Genomic DNA, 21,259 nt, shown 5'->3' with positions numbered 1-21,259 from the left:
GCCAGGGCGCACGCTCAGGCACACGCGGCGAGCATGGGCGCCGCGGCTAGGGTGACGGCGTGACGACTCCCCCGCCCGACCCCCGTGTCGAGACCGTCGACGAGGGCGTGGCGCGGGTCAGCTGGGCCGACGACCTGCACCGCGACGACCTCTGGGCGGCGGTCGAGGTCGTCCGGCGGGCGATCGACGACGCGCTGGCCGTCCACGGCCGGGTGGAGGCCCACGTGGCGGCCGACGACACCACCGCCCAGCGGGTCGCGACGTGGTCCGGCCTGCGCCGCGAGGGCGTACGCCGGGGCGTGGCCGGCGACCACGTCGTCTACGCCCGGCTCGAGCACGACCTGCCCGCGTCGGAGCCCGAGGGCTTCCGGGCGCTGCTCAACTCCTTCCTCCCCCGCAAGCGCGCGATCAGCCAGCTGCTCGTCCGCGACGACGACGACCGGGTGCTGCTGTGCCAGCTGACCTACAAGCGCGACTGGGACCTGCCCGGCGGGGTGGTCGAGGTGGGCGAGTCGCCCCAGCGTGCCGCGACCCGGGAGGTCGCCGAGGAGCTCGGCCTCGACCTCCCCGCCGGGCCCCTGCTGCTGACCGACTGGCTGCCGCCGTGGAGCGGTTGGGACGATGCCCTGTGCCTGGTCTTCGACGGCGGCCGCCACGAGGCGGCAATCCTCGACCGTGTCGTGAAGGAGACCCGCGAGATCCGCAGCGCGGAGTTCTGCACTCCCGAGCAGGTGGCCGACCGCGCCGCCGACTTCACCGCCGGCCGTATCGCGTCCGCGCTCGCGAACGTCGGCGGGGCCGCCCCGGCCTACGTCGAGCGCGGGGACCGCGACTGATTCGGCCGCGAGACCCTCGCCAAGCCCGCCCCCGACGTGCCATCGTCCGGTATGGGCTACGTGCAGGACTTCGCAGCGGGAGACAAGGACCAGCGTGACCTCCTCGGCGGCAAGGGGGCCAACCTCGCCGAGATGACCAACCTCGGGCTTCCCGTGCCACCGGGCTTCACGATCACGACGGAGGCCTGTCGCGCCTACCTCCAGCACGGGGGCGAGCCCGACGGCCTGGCCGAGGAGGTCACCGCCCACCTCGCGGCGCTGGAGGAGACCATGGGCCGCCGGCTCGGCGACGCCGACGACCCGCTGCTGGTCAGCGTGCGCTCCGGCGCGAAGTTCTCGATGCCGGGGATGATGGAGACGGTCCTCAACATCGGCCTCAACGACGAGTCGGTGCAGGGGCTCGCCAAGCAGAGCTCCGACGAGCGCTTCGCCCAGGACTCCTACCGTCGGCTGCTCCAGATGTTCGGTGCCACCGTCCTCCACGTCGACGCCGAGCACTTCTCCGAGGCCCTCGACGCCGCCAAGTCGGCGCGCGGCACCGAGAGCGACCTCGACCTCGACGCGGCCGCGCTGGCGGAGGTCGTCGAGACCTTCAAGGGCATCGTCCGCGAGCGGGCCGGGCGTGAGTTCCCCCAGGACCCCCGCGAGCAGATGGACCTGGCGATCCGGGCCGTCTTCGACTCCTGGAACACCGACCGCGCGCGGCTCTACCGCCGCCAGGAGCGGATCCCGGAGGACCTCGGCACGGCCGTCAACGTCCAGGCGATGGTGTTCGGCAACTTCGGCATGGACTCCGGCTCCGGCGTCGCCTTCACCCGCGACCCCGCCAGCGGCGCGCAGGGCGAGTACGGCGACTACCTGCAGAACGCCCAGGGCGAGGATGTCGTGGCCGGCATCCGCAACACCGTCAGCCTCGCGGACTTCGCCGAGGTGGACGCCCACTCCCACGGCGAGCTGATGTCGATCATGGCCCGGCTCGAGCGCCACTACCGCGACATGTGCGACATCGAGTTCACCGTCGAGCGCGGCAAGCTCTGGATGCTGCAGACCCGGGTCGGCAAGCGCACCCCGGAGGCAGCCTTCCGGATCGCGGTCCACATGGTCGACGAGGGCCTGATCCAGATGGACGAGGCCGTGCTGCGCGTCACCGGTGACCAGCTCGCCCAGCTGATGTTCCCGCGCTTCGACGAGGACGCCGACCGCACGCTGCTCGCCACCGGCATGAACGCCTCGCCCGGTGCCGCCGTCGGCAAGGCCGTCTTCGACTCCGACACCGCCGTGGAGTGGGCCGAGCGCGGCGAGGACGTCATCCTCGTCCGCAAGGAGACCAACCCCGACGACCTCCGCGGCATGGTCGCCGCCCGCGGCATCCTCACCAGCCGCGGCGGCAAGACCAGCCACGCCGCCGTGGTCGCCCGCGGCATGGGGCGCACGTGCGTGTGCGGCGCCGAGGCGCTCGACGTCGACGCGAAGGCCCGCGAGTTCCGGGTCCGCGACGGCGTCACCGTCAGCGAGGGCGACCTGATCTCGATCGACGGCACCACCGGCGAGGTGTTCGCGGGCCAGGTGCCGGTGTCGGACGCGCTGGTCGTGCGTCACTTCGAGGGCGAGCGCGTCGACGACGACCTGGTGAGCGCAGTGGCCCGGATCATGGCCCACGCCGACGGAGCCCGGCGGCTCCGGGTCCGGGCCAACGCCGACACCCCCGACGACGCGGCCCGGGCGCGTCGGTTCGGCGGCCAGGGCATCGGCTTGTGCCGCACCGAGCACATGTTCCTGGGAGAGCGGCGCGAGCTCGTCGAGCACCTGATCGTCGCCGAGGACGACACCGCCCGGCAGGCCGCCCTCGACGCCCTGCTCCCCCTGCAGCGGCAGGACTTCACCGAGATCTTCGAGGCCATGGACGGGCTACCGGTCACCATCCGCCTCATCGACCCGCCCCTCCACGAGTTCCTGCCCGACCTGACCGACCTGTCGGTCAAGGTCGCGCTCGCTGAGCAGCGTGGCGAGGAGGTCGAGCACGACCGGGTGCTGCTGACCCACGTCCGCCGGCTCCACGAGCAGAACCCGATGCTGGGCCTGCGCGGCGTGCGGCTCGGGATCCAGATCCCCGGACTCTTCGAGATGCAGGCGCGCGCGATCCTCGAGGCAGCCGCCGACCGCGCCGCCGAGGGCATGCGCCCGCTGCCGGAGATCATGATCCCGCTCGTCGCGAGCGTCCGGGAGCTCGAGATCGTCAAGACCGCCATCCTCCGCGTCGCCGAGGAGGTCCAGGAGTCCCGCGACGTCACCGTCGAGTTCAAGGTCGGCACGATGATCGAGCTGCCACGTGCGGCGTTCCTGGCCGACCGGATCGCCAAGGAGGCCGACTTCTTCTCCTTCGGCACCAACGACCTCACCCAGATGGCCTGGGGCTTCTCACGCGACGACGTCGAGGCGGCGTTCTTCTCCCGCTACTTCGACCACGGCATCTTCGACGTCTCCCCCTTCGAGTCCCTCGACCAGCGCGGGGTCGGCGGCATGGTCGAGATGGGCACGGAGAAGGGCCGCGAGGTCAAGCCCGACCTCAAGGTCGGGGTCTGCGGTGAGCACGGTGGCGACCCGCGCTCGATCCACTTCTTCGACTCGGTCGGCCTCGACTACGTCTCGTGCTCGCCGTTCCGCGTGCCGGTGGCCCGGCTCGAGGCCGGCCGCTCGGTGCTCGGCACCCGCTCGAGCCGGGGCTAGACGGCTCCTAGAACAGGGCCGAGGCCAGCGCCTGACGACCCCGCAGGACGCGCGGGTCGTCGTTGCCGACGGCACCGAAGAGCCCCAGCAGGTGCTCGCGTGCGGCGTCGCGCTCCTTGTCCGACGTACGCCGGACGAGCTCGACGAGCCGCGCGAAGGCGTCGTCGACGTGGCCGCCGAGCAGGTCGAGGTCGGCGGCCATGGTCTGGGCCTCGACGTCGTCGGGGTGGGCGGCCGCGGCCTCGCGGGCGGCCTGGAGGTCGACCCCGCGGGTCCGCTGGAGCACCTTGGCCATCGCCAGTCCCGCCGCCGCCTCGGAGTCGGCCGGGTTGGCGTCGACCAGCTTCTGGTACTCCGCCACCGCGCCGTCGACGTCGTCGGCCACCAGGGCGGCCTGCGCGGCGGCGTAGCGCGGGTCCACCGCAGCCTCGTCGTCCTCGCCCTCGCCGTCGACGGGCGCCGCGGACCGCGGCTGGTGGCGCCCGGCGATGCCCTGGGCGGTCAGCTGCTGGGCGAGCTGGGTGAACATGGCGCGCAGGTCGTCGATCCCGGCGACTCCAGGGATCGGCTGGGTCGCCGGCCGCCCGTCGACCAGCACCATCATCAGCGGCACCTGCTGGATCTGCATCATCTGGGCGATCGCGGGCGAGGCGTCGACGTCGACGACGGCGGCGAGGAACTTGCCCTCGTGCTCGCCGACCACGACAGCGAGGTCGTCGGCCATCTGGGCGCTCTCCGGCACCCGCGACGGCGACACGAAGACCAGCACCACCGGCGCGGTCATCGACGCCTCGACGACCGACTGGAGCCCCTGCTCGCCGTCGACGCTGACGGCGTAGGAGGAGCCTGCGCCGGCGACGGGTGCGCCTCCGGACCGATCGGGCTGGCCCCCGGCGGGAGCGGCGGTCTGGGTGAGGGCCGACAGGTCGACGGCCCCGGGACGGCTGAACGGCTGCTGCGTCATGGGTCCATCCTAGGGAGCGGGTGCTGGAGCCAGACCCAGGGCATGGGCCTCCTCCCACAGCTCCTCGCGGACCCGCGGGTGGGCCGCGTGCTCGATCAGCTGCCGGGCCTGCTCGCGCTGGTCGTGGCCGAAGACCTCCGCGATCCCCTGCTCGGTGACCACGGCGCTCATCTGGAACGACGTCGTGGGCTCGTCGAGGAGCGGCACGACGGTCGACACGTCGGCGCGCGGGTGCCACGAGCGGAGCGCCAGCAGCGCCTGCCCGTCGCGGCTGTGCAGCGCTCCGACGATGAAGTCGGTCTGGCCGCCGAAGCCGGAGTGGATCCGGGCGTCGATGCGGGAGGCGTTGGCCTGGCCGAAGAGGTCGACCTCGAGCGCGGTGTTGACCGACACCATCCGGTCGTGGCGGGCGATCAGCGCCGGGTCGTTCGTGGTCTCCGTACGCCGCATCACGACCCGCTCGTTGCCGTCGACCCACTCCAGCAGCTCGGCGGAGCCGAACAGGAACGAGGCCGTCACCGGCACGTCGCGGTCGAGGGCACCCGCCTGCTCGAGGGCCAGTACCGAGTCGCTGAACATCTCCGTCCAGACCCGCAGCCCCCGGCGGTCGCGCAGACCGCGCAGCGCCGCGTCGGGGACCGCGCCGATCCCGGCCTGCAGGGTGGAGCCGTCGGCGACCAGGCCCGCGACCAGGGCTCCGATGCGCTCGGCCGTGGGGTCGCCGGGCGCGGGGTCGGCCACGGGCAGCGGCTCGTCGGTGTCGAGCACGACGTCGACCAGGTCGAGGTCGAGCAGCGCGTCACCGCCGGTCCACGGCATCCGGGCATTGGCCTGCACGACGACCCGGCCGCCGCGGGCCCGCGCGGCGGCGACCGCCGCGGGAAGCACGTTGACCTCGGTCCCGAGCGAGACCCGGCCGTCCCGCGGCGCCGTGGTGTGGAGGACGACCAGGTCGGGCGGCTGCCGCCGCTCGAAGAGCCGCGGCACCAGCGAGAGCCGGCAGGGGACGTAGTGGAGGCGCGGGCTGCGCCGCTGGCCCGGACCGACGAACGACGTCTCGAGCACGACGCCCTCCCGGTCGGGCAGCCCGACCTGCCCGTTGAGCGCCCACAGCCGGTAGGTCGGCACGACCTCGTCCAGCTCGCGCAGCGCCGTCCAGGGCGTGGCGTGGTTGCCGCTGACGACGACGCGGGGGTCGTCGGGCAGGCCCGCCAGCAGGTCCCGCAGGTTCACGGGACCAGTCAACCAGCCCGGCGTCAGAAGCGGGCGGGCTCCCGGTACTCGCCCCACTCGGCACGGAGCGCGTCGCAGATCTCGCCCAGCGTCGCCTCGACCCGGCAGGCGTCGAGCATCGCCTCGATCATGTTGTCCTCGGTACGGCCGACCTCGACCATCCTCGCGAGCGCGGCGTCGACGGCGGCCTGGTCACGGCCCGCCTTGCGCTCGGCGAGCAGCCGCACCTGCTCGGTCTCGACCTCGTGGCTGACCCGCAGGATCTCGAGGTCGTGGGTGACGGAGTGCTCGTGGCAGTTGACGCCCACGATCCGCTTCTCGCCCTTCTCGAGCGCCACCTGGTAGGTGAAGGCGGCCTCGGCGATCTCGGACATGAACCAGCCGTCCTCGATGCCCCGCAACAGCCCGCGGGTGACGGGGTCCTCCCCGTTGCGCGTCGCCTCGGCGAGAGCCTCGGTGTCGCCGTGGGTCAGCGGCGAGCCGCCGAGCGCGAGGATGCGGTCGAAGATCGCGTTGGCCTCGGCCTCGATCTGGTCGGTCAGCGCCTCGACGTACCAGGAACCGCCGAGCGGGTCGGCGACGTTGACGACGCCGGTCTCCTCCATGATCACCTGCTGGGTGCGCAGCGCGATCTCGGCGGCCTGCTCGCTGGGGAGCGCGAGCGTCTCGTCGAGCGCGTTGGTGTGGAGGCTGTTGGTGCCGCCGAGCACCGCGGAGAGAGCCTCGATGCCGGTCCGGACGACGTTGTTGTAGGGCTGCTGGGCCGTGAGCGACACCCCGGCGGTCTGGGTGTGGAACCGCAGCCACTGGGCCTTCTCCGTCTCGGCCCCGTAGACGTCGCGCAGCCAGCGGGCCCAGATCCGGCGGGCCGCGCGGAACTTCGCGATCTCCTCGAAGAAGTCGACGTGGGCGTCGAAGAAGAAGGAGAGGCCAGGGGCGAAGGTGTCGACGTCGAGGCCCCGGCTCAGGCCGAGCTCGACGTAGCCGAACCCGTCGGCCAGGGTGAAGGCGAGCTCCTGCGCGGCCGTCGATCCCGCCTCGCGGATGTGGTAGCCGGAGACCGAGAGCGGCTTGTAGTCCGGGATCCGCTCGGCGCAGTGCTCCATCAGGTCGCCGATCAGGCGCAGGTGGGGCTCGGGCCCGAAGAGCCACTCCTTCTGCGCGATGTATTCCTTGAAGATGTCGGTCTGGAGGGTGCCGTTGAGGACGCCGGTGTCGACGCCGGCTCGCTCCGCCGCGACCAGCATCATGCAGAAGACCGGCACGGCCGGCCCGCTGATCGTCATCGAGGTGGTGACGGCACCGAGGTCGATGCCGTCGAAGAGCACCTCCATGTCGGCGACGGAGTCGATCGCGACACCGCAGTGGCCGACCTCGCCGAGGCTCTTGGGGTCGTCGGAGTCACGGCCCATCAGCGTGGGCATGTCGAAGGCGACCGAGAGTCCGCCGCCGCCCCGGCCGAGGATCATGTGGTAGCGCTCGTTGGTCTGCTGGGCGTTGCCGAAGCCTGCGAACTGACGGATCGTCCAGGTCCTGCCGCGGTAGCCGGTCGGGTAGAGCCCCCGGGTGAAGGGGAACTGGCCGGGCCACTCGGAGTCGTCGGTGCCGTAGGCCGGGGCGACCTCCATGCCCGAGAGCGTCGTGAAGTCGGCCTCCCGCACGCGCGAGGCGTCGTAGCGGGCCTGCCAGCGGGAGCGCGCGTTCTCGGTCATGCTACGAATAGTAGGACGTCCAACTAATTCCCGCGAACCGCCGCCTCAGAAGTCGCCGGCGGCCCGGCGTACCGGGCGGAGCAGCTCCGAGAGCGCCGTGAGGGCCCCCTCCTCCAGCACGCCGAGCCCGAAGTCGGCGCCCACCAGGTCGTCGGTCGCGGCCGCGACGACGGCGCGCCCGGACGCGGTGATCTCCGCGAGCACCGCACGCCCGTCGTCGGGGTGGGGCCGGCGGACGACGTGGCCGTCGGCGTCGAGCTTGCGCACGATCGAGGTGACCGAGGTCGGGTGGACCTGGAGCCGCTCCCCCATCTTGCCCAGCGGCAGCGAGCCGCGGGAGGAGAAGGTCAGCAGCACCAGGGCCTCGTAGCGGGCGAAGGTGAGCCCGTGGGGCCGCAGCAGCGCGTCGAGCCGGCCGATGACGAGCTGCTGCACCCGCATCAGCGACGTGACGGCGTGCATCGCGGGGACCCGGCCCCACCCCTGCTCCGCCCACTGCCGGGCGGCCTCGTCGATCGGGTCGAACGGCAGGCGGGACACGGGCGCGCTCAGTTGACGACGCGCGGACCGCGCAGGCCGGAGCGCTGGACGACCCGCTGGATCGCGAGGTCGCGGTCGTCGGGACGACCGACGAAGCGGATGTCACGCAGCCCCTGCTCCTGGGCCGCGGACTCGAAGACGAAGTGACCGTAGCCGAGGACCCGGCCGATGAACGGCTTGGCGACGGTGATGTCGAGGATCCGCGACAGCGGCATCGTCGCCTGCTGGCGCGAGAGGACCCCGTGGACACGGAACACGCGCATGTTGGTGATGACGAACCGGTCGACCCGCGCCTGCAGGATCTTCCAGCCGCCGTGGAGCAGCAGCCCGCAGGCGACCAGGAACGGGAGCCACGCGAGGTCCGGGTGGGTGAACGGCAGCAGCAGGAGCAGCGCCGCGGCCAGCAGCCACTCGAGCGCCGGACGGACGTAGGCAACCCAGTGCTTGCGCACCTCGTCGACGATGACCTCGCCCTCCTCGCGCAGGAGGTGGCGCCGGATGTCGGGCTCGGTCACCGAGCCGAGCAGACCCATCGCGGAGCCCGTCTCAGACCAGGGCGCCGAAGAAGCGGATGACGGCGCGGAACAGGTCCTCGGCCAGGCTCCAGGTGCCGGCAGCGGCGGACTTCGAGGCCTCGGCCATGCCCGAGGGGTCGGTGAACATCCAGAAGCCGAGGAACACCACGACCAGGATCAGCACCGCCTTCTTGGCGTTCATGTCGTGTCGCTCTCTTTCGGGGGTACGGCACAGGACCCACCATTCGTACCAGCCGTACGCCGACCGCCCGCGCAGGCTCGCCCGGAGCCGGACCGGACGCCACGTGCTAGGCGACCGGGGCCCCGGCCAGCTCCCGGTGGAGGTCGACCATCTCCTCGACGGTCCGGCTCCAGCAGAAGCCCTCCGCCCGCCGGCGTGCGGCCGCCCGCACCGGGCCGCGGGGCCGGGAGGCCAGGTCCAGGACGGCGGCGGCGAGCCAGGCCGGGTCGGGCCCGCCCCACGCGCCGCAGGTCGCGTCGACCAGCTCGCGCGCGCCGCCGTGGCCGGCCGTGACCACCGGGGTGCCGCAGGCGAGTGCCTCGAGCACGGCGAGCCCGAAGGTCTCCCCCGGACAGACCGACAGCGCGACGTCCGCCGCGGCGATCCGCCGCGCCAGCTCCCCGCGGGAGGCGACGTGGCCGTGGAACGTCACAGGGGCGCCCCGGGCCAGGTCGCGCAGCTCGTGGGCGTGGGGTCCGGTGCCGTAGACGTCGAGCCGGACCGGCACGCCGTCCCGGTGCAGCCGGACGGCGGTCGCGACGGCGAGGTGGGGGCTCTTCTCGCGGGAGAGCCGGCCCACGTGCACCAGCCGCAGCGGCTCGCCCTCCCCCGGGCGAACCACGTCGTGGGGCCGGAAGGTGTGCAGGTCCACGCCGAGCGGGATCCGGTGCACCAGGGTGCCGGCCCGGCGGGCGAGCTCGGCCAGCTCGTGGAGGGCGTACGCGGACGTCACGACGACCCGGTCGAAGCTCCGCACGAGCACCCGGTTGAAGACCTCGACGGGAGCGGCGCCGAGGCCCGAGGCACGGCCGGTCTCCAGCCGCAGACCGGTCCGCAGCGACAGCATCGCGTCGAGCCGCTCGTGGGAGAACAGCACGGTGGGCACGCCCCGGCGCCGCGCCCAGCGGGCGACCGGGATCAGGGTGGACTTGTCCGACACCTCGATCGAGGTCGGCGCGAAGTCCTCCAGCAGCTCCGCGACGCGCCACGGCTCGACGATCAGCCGGTAGCCGCCGCCGACCTCGGGCGCGCGGACCTGCACCACGTCGCCGGCGGGCGTGGTCGTGCGGAGGTCGCGCGGCCCGGGGACGACGAGCATGCGCGCGGCACCCGCCTCGACGTAGCCGCGGCCGATCCGGTCGACCGCGGTCTTCATGCCACCGGACGTCGGGCCGACGAAGTTGGCGAGCTGGGCGACGCGCACCCGCGGCCCTAGGCGATCGCGCGCTGCGCCCCCGACGACGGCAGCACGGCGAGGTAGTGGTCGACCAGCTCGTCGACCAGCGACGCCCAGGTCCGGCTCTGCACCTCCGTGCGGGCGTACGCCGCCAGCCGGTCGCGCAGGTCGTGGTCCCGGACGGCCGCGACCACGGCGCGGCGCAGCGACAGCTGGTCCGCGGGGTCGAAGAGCAGCCCGGTGCGGCCGTGCTCGACGAGGTCGAGCGGGCCGCCCGCGGCCGCCGCCACCACGGCTGCCCCGGATGCCTGGGCCTCCTGGACGGTCTGGCAGAACGTCTCGCGGGTGCCGGGGTGGACGAAGACGTCGAGGGAGGCGAAGGTCCGGGCGAGCTCGACACCTCCGAGCTGGCCGGTGAACACCGCGCCGGGCAGTCGGCGCTCCAGCCACTCCCGTTCGGGACCGTCGCCGACCACGACCAGCCGGGTGCCGGGGACGTCGGCGAGCTCGACGAGGCGGCGGACCTGCTTCTCGGGCGCGAGCCGCCCGACGTAGCCGACGACCACGTCGTCGTCCGGCCCGGCCCACGACGCGTGCAGGTCGTCGTCGCGGCGGTCGGGTCCGAAGAGGTCGAGCGAGACACCGCGCCGCCACACGTGGAGGTCGGGGGCGCCCATCTCCTCGAGCTGGTGCAGCGAGGTCGTCGAGGGGACCAGGGTGCGGTCGGCGCGGCGGTGGATCCGCGCGACCCACCTCTCGATCAGCGACTCCACGCGCACGCCGTACTGGCGGGAGAAGCCGGCGACGTCGGTCTGGTAGACCGCGACCGTCGGGACGCCGTGGCGGAGGGCGGACCGCAGGCCGGCGGCGCCGACCACGATCGGCGAGGCGAGGTGGACGACGTCGGGGCGGAAGTCCGCGACCGCGCGCTCCACGGCGGCGTCGGGCAGGCCCAGCGGGAAGGACCGGTAGCCGGGCAGCCCGACCGACCTCACCCGCACGACCGGTACGTCGCCATGGCGCTCGGGACCGGGGCCCGGGGCCACGACCCTCACGTCGTGGCCGGTGCGCACGAGGTGGTCGGCCACGTGGCGCACGGAGTTGGCGACGCCGTTGACCTGCGGCAGGAACGACTCGGACACGATGAGGACTCGCACGGCCCGAGGGTGACGAGCCGGGGTGTCCGGGAGGTGACCTGCCGGGGGGTGTCGCGCCAACCCCGGTGGTGGAGCCGGGGAACGGTGGCTCAGCGGCCGCGGGGAGCCGCCGGGAGGGTGAACCGGAAGGTGGTGCCCTCGACCGCTCGCGGGTCGACCCAGATCCGGCCGCCGTGGCGCTCCACGACGCGTCGGCAGATGTCGAGCCCGAGTCCGGTGCCGGCGTAGGTGGTCGCGCCGTCGGTGCGGACGAGCGGCTGGAAGACCCGCTCGCGCTGGTCGGGCGGGATCCCGATGCCGTTGTCGGCGACGGCGACCTCGAGCAGGCCGTCGGACTCGGTGCCCCTGATCGACACCGCGGGCCTGACCCCCGGCGCGACGTACTTCACGGCGTTGCCGACCAGGTTGTCGACCAGCTGGCGGACGAGGAACCGGTCGGCGGTCACGCACATGCCGGGCTGGACGGCGATCCGGGGCCGGGTCTCGCCCGTCCGTCGCAGCTCGGCCACCTCCTCAGCCATCGCGGACAGGTCGAGCACCTCGAGCTCGAGCTGCCGGTCCCGGGCGATCGTCATCCCGAGCAGGTCGTCGATGAAGCCCCGCATCGAGTCCGACGCGGACACCACACGGGCCACCATCGCGCGCAGCGCCGCCACGTCGGGCGCATCGCCGGCGAGCTCCTCCTGGAGGCTCTCGCTCCAGCCCCGGATGACGGTGAGCGGGTTCTTGAGGTCGTGGGCGACGACCCCGGCGAAGGAGACCAGCTGGTCGCGCTCCTCGGTCTGCTGGGTGATGTCGTGCAGGGAGGTCGTCACCGCCGGCTCGGGCAGGCCGATGTCGGTGCTGTGGGCGACCACGCCGAGCACCCGCTCGGTGCCGTCGGGCCAGCGGGCGCGCAGGGTCTCGCGCACCGGGTCCTCGCCCGCGAGCACCCGCCGCCACGGCATGTCCTCGGGCCGCACGGGGGTGCCGGCGAGGTCGAGGATCCGGGGTTGCCCGGGGTCGTCGAGGGCGGGGTCGCGGAAGCCGCCAGGGCCCGACAGGTCGTAGGAGGCCTGGTTGCGGACCACGTAGCGACCGTCGGCGGTGATCACGCTGATCCCGTCGGAGATGTTGCTGATCACGCGCTCGACCAGCTCGGCACGACCCTCCGCCAGGCGCTCGGCGGTCTCGGCACGGGCGACGGCGCGCACGCGCTCCTGCACGCCCACGGAGATGGCCAGCGCCGCGACCATGACCGTGATGAGGAACCCCTGGGCGATGGCGGCGCTGGCGAAGGGCCGCCCGTCGAGCACGAAGGTGCCCTGGTCGTCGAGCGTGGCCAGCACGGCGATCAGGCCGACCACCGTCGCCACGGCGACCGCCCCGATCGGCGGCACCCGGAAGGCCGCGACGACCACCACCAGCACCAGGGCGAACGACAGCGGCATCGGTCCACCGGTGAAGACCACCAGTGCCATGGCCGTCGCACCGCCGGCCAGCAGCAACGTCTCCGTCATCACCCGGCCCGACGTGCCGGCGAACCCGCTGGAGCGGCGCGACCGGATCCGGTGGAGGACGAGCAGCCCCGGCAGCGCACCGACGAGGATCCCGCTCGTGTTGCGGACCACCAGCAGGGCCCCGACGTCGGCAGGGAGCGGAGGCAGCAGCCCCATGCCGGTCATGCGGACCAGCGCGAGCAACGTCGCGGCGAGGACCGTCGCGACGCTCAGGACGACGACGTGGCGCAGCGTCAGCGGCTCGTCGATCCGCGAGCGCCGCCGGGTCAGCCGGCCGGCGACGAGGAGGAACACGATGGCGCCGAGCACGGCCTGCACCGTCCCGACCGTGACCCGCTGCCAGGTCGCCTCGTCGAGCGCCAGGGTCGACGAGGCCACGGCGGTCAGGGCCAGTGCGTCCCAGGGACGGGTGCGCTCGGTGCCGCTGACCAGCCACAGGACGCTGGCGCCGTAGAGCGGCCAGATCAGGGCGACCTGGAGGTCGGCGTCGAGCGACTCGTAGCCGACCAGCGCCGCCGCGACCGTCAGCACGGTCAGCAGCGCATAGCGCAGCACGGTCGTCGTCGGGGTCGGCGGGGGCACGTCCCGAGTATGAGACACCGACCGGGTCCCGCGGGTCAGGTCGCGGTGAGTCCCTCGCCGATGTCGGCGAGCAGCCGGTCGGCAGCCGCGTAGGGGTCGGTGTCGCCGGCCACGACCGCGCCGGCGAGCTCGTCGAGCTCGCTGCGCCCGTGGACGTCGCCCCAGCGCTCGCGCAGTGCGGTCACCGCGATCGCCTCGACCTCGTCCCTCGCCCGGCGCAGCCGACGGACGTCGCGCTCGCCCGAGGACGCCAGCCACTCCCGGTGGTTCCCGATCTCGGCGACGACCTCGTCGAGGCCCTCGCCCTTCGCGGCGACCGTCTTGACGATCGGCGGGCGCCAGTCGTCGCCGGAGCGCTCGGCGAGGGCGAGCATCGACCGCAGCTCGCGGCGGACCTGGTCGGCGCCGTCACGGTCGGCCTTGTTGACGACGTAGACGTCGCCCACCTCGAGGATCCCCGCCTTGGCTGCCTGGATGCCGTCCCCCATGCCGGGTGCCAGCAGGATCAGCGTGGTGTCGGCCATCCCGGCGATCTCGACCTCGCTCTGACCGACCCCGACGGTCTCGACGAGGATCACGTCGCAGCCCGCGGCGTCGAGGACGCGCAGCGCCTGGGGCGTGCTCCACGACAGTCCGCCGAGGTGACCGCGCGAGGCCATCGACCGGATGTAGACGTCGCGGTCGAGCGCGTGGTCCTGCATCCGGACGCGGTCACCGAGCAGCGCCCCTCCCGAGAACGGCGACGACGGATCCACCGCCAGCACCCCGACGCGCTGGCCGGCCTTCCGCAGCTCGGTCACCAGGGCGCTGGTCGAGGTCGACTTGCCCACCCCCGGCGAGCCGGTGATGCCGACGACGTGGGCGTTCCCGGCGTACGGCGCCAGGCCGGCCATGACCTCGCGCAGCAACGGCGAGGCGTCCTCGACGAGCGAGATCAGGCGCGCGACGGCACGGGCGTCCCCCTCACGCGCCCGCTCGACGAGCTCGGGGACGTTGCCGGTGGAACGTCGGCCCACCTCAGGCGGGGACGCGGATGATGAGGGCGTCGCCCTGGCCGCCGCCGCCGCAGAGCGCAGCCGCCCCGATCCCGCCACCGCGCCGCTTCAGCTCGAGTGCGAGGTGGAGCAGGATCCGGGCACCGGACATGCCGACCGGGTGGCCGAGCGCGATGGCGCCGCCGTTGACGTTGACCTGGTCCTCCGACGCGCCGAGCTGGCGGGCGGACTCGATGCCGACGGCCGCGAAGGCCTCGTTGAGCTCGAAGAGGTCGATGTCGGAGACGGCGATGCCCTCCTTCTCGGCGGCCTTCTCGATGGCGCGCGCCGGCTGGAGCTGCAGGGTCGAGTCGGGCCCGGCGACCTGGCCGTGGCCACCGATCTCGGCGATCCAGGTCAGGCCGAGCTCCTCGGCCTTCTCCTTGCGCATGACCACGACGGCGCACGCGCCGTCGCTGATCTGGGAGGCGGAGCCGGCGGTGATGGTGCCCTCCTTGGAGACCGGGCGCAGGCCGGCGAGGGTCTCGACGGTGGTGTCGCCGCGCACGCCCTCGTCCTCGGAGACGACGACGTCGCCCTTGCGGGTCGAGATCGTGACCGGCACGACCTCGTCGTCGAAGACGCCGTTCTTCCATGCCAGCGCGGCGCGCTGGTGGGACTGGGCTGCGAAGGCGTCCTGCTCCTCGCGGGAGAGGTTGGCGCCGGCGGCGTTGCAGCCGTCGGTGAGGCTGATCATCGCCTGCTTGGTCGCCTGGTCGTAGAGCGCGTCGTAGGCCATCGAGTCGACGAGCGCGGTGTCGCCGTACTTGAAGCCCTCGCGCGACTTCGGCAGCAGGTGGGGCGCCTGGGTCATCGACTCCATGCCGCCGGCGACGACGACGTCGTGCTCGCCCGCGCGGATCATCTGGTCGGCCATGGCGATCGCGTTGATGCCGGAGAGGCACACCTTGTTGATCGTGATCGACGGCAGCGACATCGGGAGCCCCGCGGCGATGCCCGCCGAGCGGGCGGGGTTCTGGCCGGCGCCGGCGAGGATGACCTGGCCCATGATCAGGTAGTCGACCTGGTCGGGGGCGACGCCCGCCTTCTCCAGCGCGCCCTTGATGGCGACGCCGCCGAGGTCGGCGGCCGAGAGGTCCTTGAGGCCACCGAGGAGCCGGCCGATGGGGGTACGCGCCCCGGCGACGATCACGGAACTGGACATGCTGCTGCCTCCATCGGTGCGACTGGCTGGTCCTTGTGACGATACCCACTGGGCACGCCCGGGTGGCAGTGGGTGGGCACGTGAGGAACTCCTCACACCCCCTTCTCGTGGGTGGCCCGCGGGCGCCGTACCGGCCACCATGTGCGCATGACTCCCGTCGACATCCCCGAGCACCTCTTCGTCGCCATCGACCATGTCGGCATCGCCGTCGCCGACCTCGACGAGGCGACCGCCTTCTACCGCGACGCCTACGGCATGCGGGTGCTGCACGAGGAGGTCAACGAGGAGCAGGGCGTGCGCGAGGCCATGGTCGGCGTGGGCGACAGTGGGTCGTGCCTCCAGCTGCTCGCGCCGCTCTCACCGGCGTCGACGATCGCGAAGTTCCTCGACCGCAACGGTCCCGGCCTCCAGCAGCTCGCCTTCCGCGTCACCGACGTCGAGCAGGTCGCCGCCGTCCTGCGCGAGCGCGGCCTGCGCCTGCTCTACGACACCGCCAAGCGCGGCACGTCCGACAGCCGGGTCAACTTCATCCACCCCAAGGACGCCGGCGGCGTCCTGGTCGAGCTCGTGGAGCCCGCCGCCTCCCACTGAGGCACCCACCGCTTGTAACGCCGGGTTGGTGCTTGTTCCACCCAGGGAATACCCCAGTGGAAGAGCTACCAACCCGGCGTTACAAGCAGGCTCAGGGCACCAGGTAGTCGCTGTCCCGGGCGTCGGTCACGAGCATGTGGCCGGGGGCGTGGGTGATCGCGAGCGGCGGTCGGGACTCCATGACGGCCGCCTGCGGGGTCACGCCGCAGGCCCAGAAGACCGGCACCTCGCCGGGGCGTACGTCGACCGCGTCGCCGAAGTCGGGACGCGCGAGGTCAGCGATGCCGAGCGCCGCGGGGTCGCCGACGTGGACCGGGGCGCCGTGCACCGCCGGGTAGCGGCCACTGATCCGCACGGCGTCGGCCACCCGGGCGGCCGGCACCGGCCGCATCGACACCACGAGCGGTCCCGCCAGGGCGCCGGCCGGACGGCAGCGGCGGTCGGTGACGTACATCGGGACGTTGCGGTCCTGCTCGACGTGGCGCACCGGCACCCCCGCCTCGAGGAGGGCGGACTCGAAGGTGAAGGAGCAGCCGACGAGGAAGGACACCAGGTCGTCGCGCCAGTGGGCCGCCACGTCGGTCGGCTCGTCGACCAGCTCGCCGTCGACGAACACCCGGTAGCGCGGCAGGTCGGTCCGGACGTCGCCGTCGAGCAGCGGACCCGACACCTCACCGGCCTCGAGCACGTCGAGGACCGGGCAGGGCTTCGGGTTGCGCTGGGCGAAGACCAGGAAGTCGAGCGCGAGGTCGCGCGGCAGCACGACGAGGTTGGCCTGGGTGAAGCCACGGCTCCACCCGGCCGTGGGGGTGGCCAGGCCGTCACGGAACCGGGCCCGCGCCTCGCGGGGCAGCAGGTCGGCGGGAGCGGTCACGCCGCTCATGGTGCCCCCACCCACCGGAACCGGACCTCCTGGCCGGGCCTGACCTGGGCCGCGCGGTCGACGTCCTCGTCGACGACCACCGCCACGACCGGGTAGCCGCCGGTGACGGGGTGGTCGGCGAGGAACAGCACCGGCTCCCCGCTCGGCGGCACCTGCACCGCGCCACGCCAGGCACCCTCGCTCGGCAGCTGGTCGTCGCGGGAGTGGCGCAGCGACGACCCGGCGAGCCGGGTGCCGACCCGGTTGCTGCGGTCGGTCGCCTGCCACGCCGTCGACGTCAGCAGGTCGACGTCCTCGACCCAGTCGGCGCGCGGCCCGCGGACGGCACGGAGCACCACCGGCTCGTCGAGGTCGGGCCACGGCAGGTGGTCGACGCCGGGCAGGTCGCCGACCGGGGCGCCGACCGGCAGCGCGTCGCCCTCGGCCAGCGGCTCGGGTCCGAGCCCGGCCATGACGTCGCGGCTGCGCGCGCCCAGCACCTCCGGGACGTCGATCCCGCCCCGGACGGCCACGTAGGAGCGCAGTCCGGCCCGCGGCGTCCCGAGGGCGACGCGGGAGCCGGCCGCGACCTGGAGGACGGCGTGCGACCCGGCGCCACGGCCGTCGACGGTCACGTCGACCGGGGCACCGGTGACGCAGAGGCACAGGCCCTCGTCACCGACCTCGAGCGCGAGGCCGCCGAAGGTGACCTCGATCGCGGCCGCCCCCTCGTCGTTGCCGACCGCCCGGTTGCCCAGACGCAGCGACGCCCGGTCGGCGGCGCCCGAGCGGGCGACGCCGATCCCGGCACGGCCGGGCCTGCCGAGGTCCTCGACCAGGGCGAGCGGACCCGTGGCGCGCACGGTGAGGGCCCTCATGGCGAGGTCCCGGTGACGTCGGTGAAGCGCACGCGGACGCCGGGGCGCAGCAGCGCGGCCGGCTCGCGGTCGAGGTCGAACATGGCCAGGTCGGTGCGGCCGATCAGCTGCCAGCCCCCGGGCGACTCGCGCGGGTAGACCCCGGCGTACTCCCCCGCCAGCCCGACGGCACCCGTCGGGACTCGGGTGCGCGACTCCTGCCGTCGCGGCACGTGGAGCCGGTCGTCCTCGCCCACGAGGTAGCCGAATCCCGGCGCGAACCCGCCGAAGGCGACCCGCCAGGTCTGGCCGGTGTGGGCGGCGACGACCTCCTCGCGCGAGAGGCCCGTCAGCGACGCGACGTCGTCGAGGTCCTCGCCGTCGTAGACGACCGGCACCTCGACCTCCTCCCCGTCGCCGGAGGAGCTCCGCTCCCCCGGCCGTACGCCGGCCAGCGCGGCGCGCAGGTCGGCGACCGCGGCCCCCTCGGCGGCCACGAGCAGGACCGTCCGCGCGGCCGGCACCAGGTCGCCGAGCGCCGCGGGCGGGTCGGCGCGCAGCGCGTCGGCGAGCGCCAGCGCGGCCTCGCCGTCGTCGAGGTCGACCAGCAGCGCGCGGTCGCCGTAGGGGTGCACGATCACGTGAAGGCCTCCACGTGGACGCCCGCGTCGTCGAGCGCCGCCCGCACCCGTTCGGCCATCGTGACGGCTCCGGGGGTGTCGCCGTGCAGGCAGACCGACTGCGCGCGGACCGGGACGTCGGTGCCGTCGACCGCCGTGACGACCCCTTCAGCCACGAGCCGGACCACGCGCCGGGCGACCTCGTCGGGGTCGTGGAGCACCGCGCCGTCCTCCGAGCGTGGGACGAGCGTCCCGTCGGGGGTGTAGCCGCGGTCGGCGAACGCCTCGGTGACGGTGCGCAGGCCGGCGGCCTCCGCCCGGGCGAGCAGCTGGGACCCCGGGAGGCCGAGGACCGGCAGCGTCGCGTCGTAGGCACGGACGGCGTCGACGACCGCCTGCGCCTGCGCCTCGTGGTGGACGACCGCGTTGTAGAGGGCGCCGTGGGGCTTGACGTAGGAGACCCGCGTGCCGGCCACCCGGGCCAGCGCCTCGAGCGCCCCGATCTGGTAGGTGATGTCGTCGGTGAGCTCGACCGGGTCCATCTCGATGAAGCGCCGGCCGAACCCGGCGAGGTCGCGGTAGCCCACCTGCGCGCCGACCGTCACGCCCTCCTCGGCGGCGAGCTCGCAGCAGCGGCGCAGGGTGCTGGCGTCGCCGGCGTGGAACCCGCACGCGACGTTGGCGCTCGAGACGAGCCCCAGGATCGCGGCGTCGTCACCGAGCGTCCACCGCCCGAACGACTCCCCCACGTCGCTGTTGAGGTCGACCGTCGTGCCTCGTTCGTCTCCGTCGCTCACAGGTCCCCCAGCAGCAGCAGCGCGTTGTAGCCGAGGTAGAGCGTCAGCATCCAGGCGAGCACGCCGACGACCAGCAGCCACGCCGGGTAGCGGTAGCCGCCGAGCAGGTCGCGGCGACGCCAGGCGACCCAGAGCAGCAGCGTGAAGCCGATCGGCAGGATGAGGCCGTTGAAGGTGCCGGCGAACACCAGCAGCTGGGCGGGCGCCTGCTCGATGACGACGAACACCGTCGCGCTGAGCGCGATGAAGGCGACCGTCAGCAGGTTGCGCGTGCGGGCCGGGGTACGGCTGGTGGTGAGGAACGAGACCGAGGTGTAGGCGGCGCCGATGACCGAGGTCAGGGCGGCCGACCACAGGATGAGCCCGAAGGCGCGCAGGCCCCACTCGCCGGCGGCGGCACGGAAGGCCGACCCGGCGGGGTCGTCGGCGGAGAGCGAGACACCCCCGGCCACGACGCCGAGGATCGCGAGGAAGAGCAGCACCCGCATCAGACCGGTGAGCAGGATGCTGATGACCGACGACCGGGTGATCTCCTCGACGTGCTCCACACCCGTCCGGCCCGACTCGATGAGCCGGTGGGCGCCGGCGTAGGTGATGTAGCCGCCGACTGTGCCGCCGATGATCGTGGTCGTCGCGAGGAAGTCGAACTCCTCCGGCGCGACGGTGCTGCGGAGCGCCTCCCCAACGGGGGGCGACGTGGTGACGGCGATGACGAGCGTCGCGACGATCATCACCAGGCCGAGCACCACGACCACCCGGTCGAGGGCCACCCCCGCCCGGTGGGACAGGAAGATCCCGATCGCGAGCGCCGCCGAGACAGCGCCGCCGATGCGCGGGTCGAGCCCGAACATGGCGTCGGTGCCGAGGCCGGACCCGGCGACGTTGCCGATGTTGAAGATGAAGCCGCCCAGCACGACGAGCGCGGCGAGCAGCCAGCCGGCGCCGGGGAGCACCCGGTTGCCGAGCTCGTGGGCGCGCAGCCCGGAGACGCCGACGACGCGCCAGACGTTCATCTGGACGGCGACGTCGACGACGATCGAGACGAGGATCGCGCACGCGAAGGCCGCGCCGAGCTGGCCGGTGAAGGTCGCCGTCTGGGTGAGGAACCCGGGTCCGATGGCGCTCGTCGCCATGAGGAAGACGGCGCCGAGCACCGCGGAGCGGCCCGCGGCACCGCGCACGGCCTGACCGGTCGAGGGGGTGGGTGTGTCCTGGGTCATAGACCCCGACCGTGCCAGTTGTTCAACAATCCCGCAATACCTCAACCCAACAATTTCCGGCACCGGATGGCTACGATCGCCTCGTGAGCACCACCGGCCCCACCCGACCCGACCCGGGTCCCACGTCCGGCTTCGAGTCCGTGCTCGACGCCCTCGACGCCGAGCGCCGCGCGCGGCGGGCGGTCATGAGCACCTCCGCCGACCGGGCCGCGCGCACCGTGCGCGAGCAGGTGGTCGAGGGCCGGCTCCGCTCGGGGACCCGGCTCCCCGAGGAGCGGCTCGCCGCGGCGATCGGGGTCTCGCGCAACACGCTGCGCGAGGCGCTGAGCCAGCTGGTCGCCGAACGGATCCTCGTGCGCGAGGCCCACCGCGGCGTCGTGGTTGCCACCCCGGACGCCGACGACGTCCGCGACCTCTACGCCGTCCGCCTCGTCCTCGAGCCCGGTGCCCTCGAGCACGGCACCGCCGCCACGCCCGCCGCCGTCGCCCGCGTCCGCGACTCCGTCGCCGAGGGGTACGCCGCCGCCGACCGCGGCGACCACGCCGGGATCGGCGACGCCAACCAGCACTTCCACCGGGCGGTCGTGTCGCTGGCGGGCAGTCCCCGCCTCGACGCCCAGATGGACCTGCTGCTCGCGGAGATGCGGCTGGTGTTCCACCGGATGGGTGACCCGGAGGCCTTCCACGCCCCCTACCTCGCCGACAACGACCGGATCTGCGGCCTGCTCGAGGCGGGCGAGCGCGGGGCCGCCGCCCACCACCTCGCCGACTACCTGGCCAGGGCCCGGGACCACCTGCTCGGAGAGCTCCCGGCCTGACCACGGGTCCGACGCCGGGGCGGCTGCGAGCCAGATGGGTCACATCGGGCTGACACCCCGCCTACCCGTCGGTATCTTCGCGGCACCCGTCAGCGCCGAACTTCCAGGAGCT

Annotated in this window: 20 protein-coding genes; 4 read left to right on the top strand and 16 right to left on the bottom strand. The window is 73.6% G+C overall.

Annotated features, from left to right (window positions below; translation table 11 throughout):
* The first annotated feature begins 59 nt into the window (after nucleotides 1-59).
* Nucleotides 60-836 (top strand): NUDIX hydrolase, encoded by a 777-nt coding sequence (locus ABD091_RS16800; RefSeq protein ID WP_343920557.1) that lies wholly within the window; start codon nucleotides 60-62, stop codon nucleotides 834-836.
* Between the two features lie 51 nt (nucleotides 837-887).
* Nucleotides 888-3,563 (top strand): pyruvate, phosphate dikinase, encoded by a 2,676-nt coding sequence (ppdK, locus tag ABD091_RS16795; RefSeq protein ID WP_343920555.1) that lies wholly within the window; start codon nucleotides 888-890, stop codon nucleotides 3,561-3,563.
* 7 nt (nucleotides 3,564-3,570) lie between these two features.
* On the opposite strand, the gene ABD091_RS16790 is transcribed toward ppdK, so the two are convergent.
* The 11 genes from ABD091_RS16790 to ABD091_RS16740 all read right to left on the bottom strand — a co-directional run bounded on the left by ABD091_RS16790 (nucleotide 3,571) and on the right by ABD091_RS16740 (nucleotide 15,382).
* Nucleotides 3,571-4,527: a co-chaperone YbbN gene (locus ABD091_RS16790; RefSeq protein WP_343920553.1), complete on the bottom strand. Its 957-nt coding sequence runs from the start codon at nucleotides 4,525-4,527 to the stop codon at nucleotides 3,571-3,573.
* Between the two features lie 9 nt (nucleotides 4,528-4,536).
* Nucleotides 4,537-5,760, bottom strand: a complete 1,224-nt coding sequence (locus ABD091_RS16785; protein WP_343920551.1) for an acetyl-CoA hydrolase/transferase C-terminal domain-containing protein — start codon at nucleotides 5,758-5,760, stop codon at nucleotides 4,537-4,539.
* Nucleotides 5,761-5,783: 23 nt separating this feature from the next.
* The gene (icmA, locus tag ABD091_RS16780; RefSeq protein ID WP_343920549.1) at nucleotides 5,784-7,472 is read right to left on the bottom strand and encodes a coenzyme B12-dependent isobutyryl-CoA mutase large subunit; all 1,689 of its coding nucleotides are present in this window, start codon (nucleotides 7,470-7,472) and stop codon (nucleotides 5,784-5,786) included.
* Nucleotides 7,473-7,517: 45 nt separating this feature from the next.
* Nucleotides 7,518-8,012, bottom strand: a complete 495-nt coding sequence (locus ABD091_RS16775) for a MarR family winged helix-turn-helix transcriptional regulator (RefSeq protein ID WP_343920547.1) — start codon at nucleotides 8,010-8,012, stop codon at nucleotides 7,518-7,520.
* Nucleotides 8,013-8,020: 8 nt separating this feature from the next.
* Nucleotides 8,021-8,545, bottom strand: coding sequence for a PH domain-containing protein (locus ABD091_RS16770; RefSeq protein WP_343920545.1), 525 nt, complete (start codon nucleotides 8,543-8,545; stop codon nucleotides 8,021-8,023).
* Nucleotides 8,546-8,558: 13 nt separating this feature from the next.
* The gene (locus ABD091_RS16765) at nucleotides 8,559-8,729 is read right to left on the bottom strand and encodes a hypothetical protein (RefSeq protein ID WP_343920543.1); all 171 of its coding nucleotides are present in this window, start codon (nucleotides 8,727-8,729) and stop codon (nucleotides 8,559-8,561) included.
* 106 nt (nucleotides 8,730-8,835) lie between these two features.
* Nucleotides 8,836-9,972 (bottom strand): glycosyltransferase, encoded by a 1,137-nt coding sequence (locus ABD091_RS16760; RefSeq protein WP_343920541.1) that lies wholly within the window; start codon nucleotides 9,970-9,972, stop codon nucleotides 8,836-8,838.
* An 8-nt stretch (nucleotides 9,973-9,980) separates the two neighbouring features.
* Nucleotides 9,981-11,102 carry a glycosyltransferase family 4 protein gene (locus tag ABD091_RS16755; protein ID WP_343920539.1) on the bottom strand — a complete coding sequence of 374 codons (1,122 nt, stop codon included), beginning with the start codon at nucleotides 11,100-11,102 and terminating at the stop codon, nucleotides 9,981-9,983.
* A gap of 89 nt (nucleotides 11,103-11,191) precedes the next feature.
* Nucleotides 11,192-13,183 carry an ATP-binding protein gene (locus ABD091_RS16750; protein WP_343920537.1) on the bottom strand — a complete coding sequence of 664 codons (1,992 nt, stop codon included), beginning with the start codon at nucleotides 13,181-13,183 and terminating at the stop codon, nucleotides 11,192-11,194.
* Nucleotides 13,184-13,218: 35 nt separating this feature from the next.
* The gene (meaB, locus tag ABD091_RS16745) at nucleotides 13,219-14,199 is read right to left on the bottom strand and encodes a methylmalonyl Co-A mutase-associated GTPase MeaB (protein ID WP_343920535.1); all 981 of its coding nucleotides are present in this window, start codon (nucleotides 14,197-14,199) and stop codon (nucleotides 13,219-13,221) included.
* 1 nt (nucleotide 14,200) lies between these two features.
* On the bottom strand, nucleotides 14,201-15,382 hold the full coding sequence (locus ABD091_RS16740; RefSeq protein WP_343920533.1) for an acetyl-CoA C-acetyltransferase: 1,182 nt from the start codon (nucleotides 15,380-15,382) through the stop codon (nucleotides 14,201-14,203).
* Between the two features lie 147 nt (nucleotides 15,383-15,529).
* Here ABD091_RS16740 and mce point away from each other — a divergent pair, with 147 nt between their 5' ends.
* Nucleotides 15,530-15,973, top strand: a complete 444-nt coding sequence (gene mce, locus ABD091_RS16735) for a methylmalonyl-CoA epimerase (protein WP_343920531.1) — start codon at nucleotides 15,530-15,532, stop codon at nucleotides 15,971-15,973.
* A gap of 91 nt (nucleotides 15,974-16,064) precedes the next feature.
* On the opposite strand, the gene ABD091_RS16730 is transcribed toward mce, so the two are convergent.
* Genes ABD091_RS16730 through ABD091_RS16710 form a run of 5 tightly spaced genes read right to left on the bottom strand, consistent with a single transcriptional unit; the run spans nucleotide 16,065 to nucleotide 20,329 of the window.
* Nucleotides 16,065-16,847, bottom strand: a complete 783-nt coding sequence (locus ABD091_RS16730) for a putative hydro-lyase (protein WP_379189945.1) — start codon at nucleotides 16,845-16,847, stop codon at nucleotides 16,065-16,067.
* Between the two features lie 5 nt (nucleotides 16,848-16,852).
* Complete coding sequence (locus tag ABD091_RS16725; protein ID WP_343920527.1) at nucleotides 16,853-17,713, bottom strand: 5-oxoprolinase subunit C family protein; 861 nt, start codon at nucleotides 17,711-17,713, stop codon at nucleotides 16,853-16,855.
* Nucleotides 17,710-18,333 carry a 5-oxoprolinase subunit B family protein gene (locus ABD091_RS16720; RefSeq protein WP_343920525.1) on the bottom strand — a complete coding sequence of 208 codons (624 nt, stop codon included), beginning with the start codon at nucleotides 18,331-18,333 and terminating at the stop codon, nucleotides 17,710-17,712. Before ABD091_RS16720 ends, ABD091_RS16725 begins: the two co-directional genes overlap by 4 nt.
* A complete protein-coding gene (locus tag ABD091_RS16715) occupies nucleotides 18,330-19,109 on the bottom strand; it encodes a LamB/YcsF family protein (RefSeq protein WP_343920523.1) in 780 nt (259 codons plus the stop codon). The genes ABD091_RS16720 and ABD091_RS16715 overlap by 4 nt, the downstream gene beginning before the upstream one ends.
* Nucleotides 19,106-20,329: an NRAMP family divalent metal transporter gene (locus ABD091_RS16710; protein ID WP_343920521.1), complete on the bottom strand. Its 1,224-nt coding sequence runs from the start codon at nucleotides 20,327-20,329 to the stop codon at nucleotides 19,106-19,108. The genes ABD091_RS16715 and ABD091_RS16710 overlap by 4 nt, the downstream gene beginning before the upstream one ends.
* Nucleotides 20,330-20,412: 83 nt before the next feature.
* Between ABD091_RS16710 and ABD091_RS16705 the strand changes: the two genes are divergently transcribed.
* On the top strand, nucleotides 20,413-21,147 hold the full coding sequence (locus ABD091_RS16705; protein WP_343920519.1) for a GntR family transcriptional regulator: 735 nt from the start codon (nucleotides 20,413-20,415) through the stop codon (nucleotides 21,145-21,147).
* Nucleotides 21,148-21,259 lie beyond the last annotated feature (112 nt).

The organism is Nocardioides aestuarii (assembly GCF_039527245.1).
Taxonomy (GTDB): Bacteria; Actinomycetota; Actinomycetes; order Propionibacteriales; family Nocardioidaceae; genus Nocardioides; species Nocardioides aestuarii.
The sequence above is the reverse complement of the archived record's forward strand: the minus strand, read 5'-3'. Positions and strand labels throughout refer to the sequence as shown.